This window comes from Bacillus sp. AFS001701 (assembly GCF_002559405.1).
Lineage (GTDB): Bacteria > Bacillota > Bacilli > Bacillales > Bacillaceae_G > Gottfriedia.
In genome coordinates, this window is record NZ_NTZO01000298.1 from 1 (window position 1) to 6931 (window position 6931).

A 6931-nucleotide genomic window follows, 5' to 3' on the forward strand; every position below is an offset into this window, starting at 1 on the left:
TATTTATTTATTTATTTATTGGAATAAAACTTCTGCACATTGTAAAGTTCATTTTTGTATTTCGTACAATAACAAAACACAACTCATCATTTAAACTCAAAAAATAAGTTGACACTTTCAACTGTAAATAATAAAATTACAGTATACTCATTTAATTGAGTAAGGAAGCCAAACTAATTTGTTTTATTAGATAATACATTATGACTTTTTTTATCTCAACTGTAATTTTTTTTATTACATTTTAAATATAAGGAGTGTGTAAAAGAATGGTGAATCTATATGTAACATCAAGTTGTACATCTTGTCGCAAAGCAAAAGCTTGGTTAGAGGAACATGAAATTGATTATAGTGTGAAAAATATTATGAATGACTCTCTTACACTTGAGGAGATTAAATCTATTCTTCGCATGACAGAAACTGGTACTGAAGAAATTATATCAAAAAAATCAAAAACGTTTCAGGAATTAAATATAAATATTGAATCGCTCCCGCTTAATGAATTATATAAATTAATCATAAATAATCCCAAAATGTTGCGCCTGCCAATAATCCTTGACGAAAAAAGATTACAGGTTGGTTATAATGAAGAAGAAATTCGTAGTTTTCTTCCTCGTAAGCTACGAACACTCACATACATTAATTCACAAAAAGTAGCTAATTAATAATGTATAATTACAGTACTAAATATAATCATGAAATATATTAGAAATTAACGATTTTAGGAGGCAGACCATGAATAGTGATTTCACTCTTGCCATTCATAGTTTAACTTATCTTGCGCTGCAGCCGGATCGGATGTCTACAAGTGATGCAATATCAGAAAGTGCCTCTGTCCATCCAGTTCGTATTCGTAAAGTGCTTAGTTTGTTAAAAAAGCATGGATTTATAAAATCGAAGGAAGGATCTGGTGGTGGCTTTATATTCGCTGTAGATTTAAATGAAGTTAATCTATGGGACATTTATCTAATCACCTCTGAGGGGGCACTGCAGCCTAAGTGCCCAGAATCAAATGAAAAGTGTGTTGTTGGGGCAAATATGCAAAGTGTTCTTTTTAATATTTTCTTAGGTGCAGAAAAACATCTTGGGGGTTATTTAAAGAAATACACTATTAAGGATATTGTCGATCATATCAAATGTGAGAAGTGAGCAGCTAATAAAGTGAAGGCTAAGCCTTCTTTTATCCGAAATGTAATAAAAAAAATTACAGTTTGTTTTAAGGGCTGTAATGATCAAAAGATTTTTAACTAGTAACTCTAAATAAGAAGGTGGAAAAAAATGAACTTAAATAATGATTCTATTTTAAAAATAGGTGACTGGGTTAAGGGTATATCATTGCATGGAGAATTAGTAATAGGTTATGTTGAATCATTTACTAATCTTGATGAAGTAATAAAGGTAAATGTCATAACTTCAGATAATAATACGACTGTTGGAAAGTCCATTCAAATGCTAAATAGAAACGTAAAGAAAATGCCTGATTCGAAAGTAACAAACAAAGAACAGATTCACTTTCTAATTGACTTGGCCCTCTCAACTGGAGATGAGGATTGGTTTAATGAGCTATCTTCACAGTTAAACTCCATGAGGCAACTTGTTAATAGCGTAAAATAAAGCTTATAAAACTGAAGTTCCTAAAGGTTGTCTATTTAGACAGCCTTTTTTTAGTTCAAAAATCTTAACATTTATATTTAACAAAACCTTTCTGATAAGACACCCCTTCACTCGAACGATAAACGAGACGTTCATCTCTGAAATTAATCATCATGAATCCTGCAAGTTACTTAGTTTGAAACATAAAAAAACTGATCAAATCATTGACCAGTTTCAAATCCTATTAATATTGAGTTAATTTATTCAATGGTGTTTGAATAATTAGTGGTTTTTTTGCAGGATCTAACCATTTTAAAATGGATACTACATTTGTTTTAGATGTAGCTGTGCAGCCTGCAGTATACCCTGAAGTTCCAGCTACGTGAAAAAAGATTGCACTACCTTTTCCTGGGGTTCTCTCAGTATTATAGTTAATAACAAATCCATAATCATATTGAGAAATATTCATCTTTTCAGCAGTTTTCCATCTACCGTTATTTTCTGATGCTAATTGCCAAGTATTATATAATTTACTAGTTGAATCATCTACAAATACATCATTTGAAGTAATTTTACGGTATGTCATTTTCGTACCTGGATTTGAATATCTGCCGAATGCTGTTGTAATTGTATATTTCCCTTCAGGTGTTTCATAATCACCTTCATGCTTACTACTAATCATGCCGTTTTTACCGATCACACCTGAATATGTATGTAATTTTTTCCAGCTAGTACCGCTTTTTTCAAATGTTTCAATTAAAACATTTCTTGTACTTTCATTTTCTGCTGACACAATGATTAATTGTTTTGAAGTACCTAAAGTTTTCATTTTATTTACGGTCGTAGCAGAAACTGTTGTTGGGGCTTTTTTAATATATTTACTTGAAACCCATCCAGTTTTTGTTCCACTTTTTATTTTATACCAAGATCCACTTGTGCTTGTAATCGTAACTTTCGCACCCTTTTTAAGTGTCCCAATTACTTTATAACTAGTACTAGGACCGCTTCTTACATTTAAAACTGATGCAGTTACTGTACCGTTTATCGTCGCAGCTTCCACGGTCTTAATTGAACTCGGAGTAGTATTTCCATAGAATAAACCTCCAGTTAAAATTGATAGTGCCAAAGTTGTTTTACAAATACTTTTAATCATTAAATCAGCTCCATTGTAAAGTAAATCTATATTCGAGCCTTTATTATACATAACTAACCTTACATAATAAGGACATTTTTATTACAATTCAATTAGTTTTCTAACAGTTTTCTTAAAATTGTAGAAATTATTAAAATTTTTTCGATACTATTTAAATTATAATCAAAAATAACAAAAAAAGAAGCCAATATTTAATTTGGCTTCTTTTTTATTTATTAATGTCCGACCATCATTGAAGATTTTGACTCGTCAAGATCTGCTTTTGACGCATCTACATCTTGCACTTTTGGTTTACGTAAAATAATTGCTAACAACGCTCCTACTAATGCAATACCTGCTGCTAGTAAGAATGTATCACCAAATGCTGAAATCATTGCATTTAATGGATTTGTTGTTTTTGTCATATAATCCTTTGTACTAGAAGTTAAAAATCCAGCCATGCCTGCTACTGCAAATGATACCATTACTTGCTGAGCAGCTGCAGTTAAAGGCGTTACACGACTTACTAAATGTCTTGGTGCAGATTGTAATACGTGTGTATTAATCGGCATCATTGATAATCCCATTCCAGCACCCATCATAGCAAGTGTTAACATAATAAATGTGTTTGATGAGTCAACTGAAATTTTAGAGAAAATGAATAGTGCAGATGTGATAATTGTTAAACCAACTAATGCCATCGGTCTAGCTCCAACTTTATCATACATTTTACCACCAATTGGCATCATTAAAGCTGATGCTAATGCTTGAGGTAACATAATTAAGCCCGTTTCAAATGCCCCATATTGTTTAACTGTTTGTAAAAATAATGGAACAATTAGGAAAGAACCAAATAAAGCAATTTGCATAATCCAAGTAATTAAAATACTTCTAACAAAATCAGACGATTTAAATACACGTAACTCAAGTAAAGGTTGTTTTAGGCGAAGCTCAACAAAGATGAAAAGTAATAATGCAACACCACCAACAATTAAACCGATTAATGTTCCTTTTGAAGTCCAACTTGTTGAACTTTGACTAACTCCGTAAGCTAACATTGAGAAAGCGATTGGAGCAATGATAATTCCTAATCCGTCTAAAGCAGGTACTGATTTAGATTCAAAATTAGGTAAGAATTTAGCGCCAATTATCATCGCAATAATACCGATTGGTAAATTAATTAGGAAAATCCAATGCCAAGTAGAATACTCAACAAACCATCCTGAGATAACCGGACCTAATGCAGGCGCAAGTAACATCGGGATTCCAAGCATCCCCATTATTGAACCGATTTTTTCTGGAGGAGCTAATCTAAAGATAATTGCCATACCGATTGGCGCAACCATTCCTCCACCAATTCCTTGTATTACTCGAAATAAAATTAACTGTTCAGGTGTTTGAGCTATAGAACAAAGAACTGAACCCATTGTGAAAAACAAAATCGTTAATAAGAAAATTTTCTTAGCTCCAAAACGATCAGACATCCAGCCTGCAAGTGGTATAACAGCTGATAATGCCAATGTATAACCTGTAATCGTCCACTGCATTTTTGTTAAATCAGATTTAAAATATTCGGTAATTCCAGGTAATGCTACGTTTACTACCGTACTATCTAAAATAACCATGATCATACCTACGATTACAGCCATCATTGGACCAATAATCGTTTTTACGCTAAACGGCGTGTCAGCCGAGTTTTGCTGATTATTCATATATTATCCCCATTTCTTCTATCTATTTTTGTCAAAATTTGTATTGAAATTCGTTCAAATTTTCCATTTATTTATTAGTGCAAAAAAACATTTATGATAATAGCGAAATTTGAACAGAAAGTCTATCATACAAAAAAACAATTAAAATGTAAATAGTAATTGTCCTTAATCCGAAAACAGTACTCACAATAAGTACAGTATATGTTAATTAAATATCCATTTCAAGTCTAATTTTTATTTATTTTTTGTAAACCTACTTTGTTGCTTCAAACAGAAAGTTTAAATTAAACAAATAAAAAATAGCCCTTATGATTCTATTCACAAAGGCTATTTTTAATCACATTATTTTAATTATTTATTTTTAACATACTTCATCATTAGATGAGCAATTGTATGTTGCTCTTGTTCATCTGCAACCTGCCATAGGTCTTTTAGAATTTGTTCTTCTGCATTTTTTGGTTCAACTTCATTTGCTAGATAATTTCCTAAGCGATATGCCATTTCAGAAATAGCACCTTCACCAACACCTTTGTCACCTGTTGCATCTAAACGATCACCTAAAAAATCTTTCCATTGATCCCAGTTATCTAAAATTGACATCGTTTTTCACCTCATAATAATAGTTGTTGAAGATTACATAAATACTATTTACCTTTTTTGAAGTAATTATGTATGAATTATTATCCGGGTAATATTATCAGAAAATTAAAATAAAAAGAGCTAATCATTTTACAAATTAGCTCTTTTTATCATATTATTTTTTATTTTCGTTCATAAAAAATATTGCCAATGTACTAGGCCCTGCATGGGCACCTATAGCAGAACCGATTGAATTAATAACAAATTCCTTACATCCAAACGTCTCAGCCATCGCATTTTTAATTTCAATTGCTTTTTCTAGATCGTCACCGTGAGAAATACCAATTAATTGAGTTGATAAATTTGTCCCTCGAGATTCCATAATTTCAAGAATTCTTTTTATCAATTTTTTTGAACCTCTAATTTTTTCAAGTGGAATTAACTTTCCATCTTCAACGTGTAAGATCGGTTTAATATTTAATAAATTGCCGACAAAACCAGCCACTTTACTCAAGCGACCTCCACGTACCAAATATTGAAGGTCATCTACTGTAAAGATATGTTCTATATGCCCGATGCTATGTTTAATATTATTAACAACCTCTTCTTTTCTAGCTCCGTTCATTGCAAGCTTTGCAGCATTAACAGCAATTAGCCCTTGTCCGATTGATGCACTTTTTGTATCAAATATCTCTAAATCAAAATCAGGAAATTCCTCGTCAAACTCATTTTTTACCATTACTGCTGATTGATATGTACCTGAAAGTTCAGAAGAAAACGCAATATAGATACATGGTGTATTTTCTCTTGCATATTTAACGAAGGTATTATAAATATACTCATACGACGGCAGAGACGTTTTAAATACTTTTCCATTACGCATTTCATTAAATAAAGTCTTTGAATCCAATGTTAAACCATCAAAATATTCTTTTTCATCTTCTGAATAAACTCGTAGTGGAATGACATCAATATTATATTGTTCAATGATCTCTTTTGGTAAATCAGCCGCACTATCCGTAATAATTTTTAAATTCATCTAATCATACCTCTGTTTCAAAAAATTGGTTTATTCTATTCAAACTGATAAATTCTATTCTCTCACAAAATGCTTTTACAGAAAAATAAAATGTTTTAATATAATTTTAATAATAATATTTGCTATTAACTAATATATACCTTCTTTTTTTCATATTCTTCACAAAAAATTATTAATTTACCATTCGAACTGTTTATTTGGATAATAACCATATCGATATTCTAACTGTTCTCTTTCATATTCGCTTCTTTTATTTCGTAGTGCATAAATAATTAAAATTGCTCCGAACACTTGAACCCAGCTACCAACAAGTAATAAATCTTCTCCTAAAATCATTTTATCACGTAGTAATGCAGCATTAGCAATACCGTCTATTAAAGCACCTAAACCGATTAATTGATTTCCATATGCCTCAATTTTATCTAGTTGCGTCCCTTCCATCAATGCTCCAGTCGTTTCAATTTGTGCACCAATTGATTGAATGACACCACCAAGCGCATTTAATCTAAATCCTTCTCTTTCCATTCCTTCAATTTCTAAATTTGTTGCAAATGTATTTGTACCATTTCCTATTGCTTGAATCCAAGCACCAATCAGCATGATTAATTCAAATTCTTTTTCTATTTCATTTTCATTTTCCTTTTTTGCTCTCTTATATAATTTTTCTCTTCCAATAGCTTGAATGGAGTTGCCAAACGCTTCGATTGCATTGCCTTTAGCAAATAAACTTCTACCAAAGTTCTCACTTACAATTTTTAAACTTGAAATACCAACAGCAGCTGTTGTTGTACCAAATAATAAAAAATACGCACCGATTAGAGGTAAATCATCAACTAAATCCCTCAATTTGAAACCTCCTATTTAAACAGTATTTAAATC

8 protein-coding genes are annotated in these 6931 nt (G+C 31.2%); 3 read left to right on the forward strand and 5 right to left on the reverse strand.

All coding sequences use genetic code 11. The annotated features are described in order from the left end of the window. Positions 1–266 precede the first annotated feature (266 nt). The 3 genes from spxA (at position 267) to CN514_RS18460 (ending at position 1611) form a co-directional block, all read left to right on the forward strand. Complete coding sequence (gene spxA, locus CN514_RS18450) at positions 267–662, forward strand: transcriptional regulator SpxA (protein ID WP_098233859.1); 396 nt, start codon at positions 267–269, stop codon at positions 660–662. Between the two features lie 70 nt (positions 663–732). Next, entirely contained in the window at positions 733–1146 is a 414-nt protein-coding gene (locus tag CN514_RS18455; RefSeq protein ID WP_098233860.1) for an RrF2 family transcriptional regulator, read from the forward strand. Positions 1147–1275: 129 nt separating this feature from the next. Further along, positions 1276–1611 (forward strand): IDEAL domain-containing protein, encoded by a 336-nt coding sequence (locus tag CN514_RS18460; protein WP_098233861.1) that lies wholly within the window; start codon positions 1276–1278, stop codon positions 1609–1611. Positions 1612–1834: 223 nt separating this feature from the next. Here CN514_RS18460 and CN514_RS18465 read toward each other — a convergent pair whose 3' ends face one another. The 5 genes from CN514_RS18465 to CN514_RS18485 form a co-directional block, all read right to left on the reverse strand. Beyond that, positions 1835–2743, reverse strand: coding sequence for an SH3 domain-containing protein (locus tag CN514_RS18465; protein ID WP_286141749.1), 909 nt, complete (start codon positions 2741–2743; stop codon positions 1835–1837). Between the two features lie 215 nt (positions 2744–2958). Further along, a complete protein-coding gene (locus tag CN514_RS18470; protein WP_098233863.1) occupies positions 2959–4434 on the reverse strand; it encodes an MDR family MFS transporter in 1476 nt (491 codons plus the stop codon). 351 nt (positions 4435–4785) lie between these two features. Then, a complete protein-coding gene (locus CN514_RS18475) occupies positions 4786–5034 on the reverse strand; it encodes a DUF3243 domain-containing protein (RefSeq protein ID WP_098233864.1) in 249 nt (82 codons plus the stop codon). 154 nt (positions 5035–5188) lie between these two features. Continuing rightward, positions 5189–6052 carry a DegV family protein gene (locus CN514_RS18480; protein WP_098233865.1) on the reverse strand — a complete coding sequence of 288 codons (864 nt, stop codon included), beginning with the start codon at positions 6050–6052 and terminating at the stop codon, positions 5189–5191. Between the two features lie 177 nt (positions 6053–6229). Then, positions 6230–6898, reverse strand: coding sequence for a DUF6944 family repetitive protein (locus CN514_RS18485; protein WP_098233866.1), 669 nt, complete (start codon positions 6896–6898; stop codon positions 6230–6232). Positions 6899–6931: the final 33 nt, after the last annotated feature.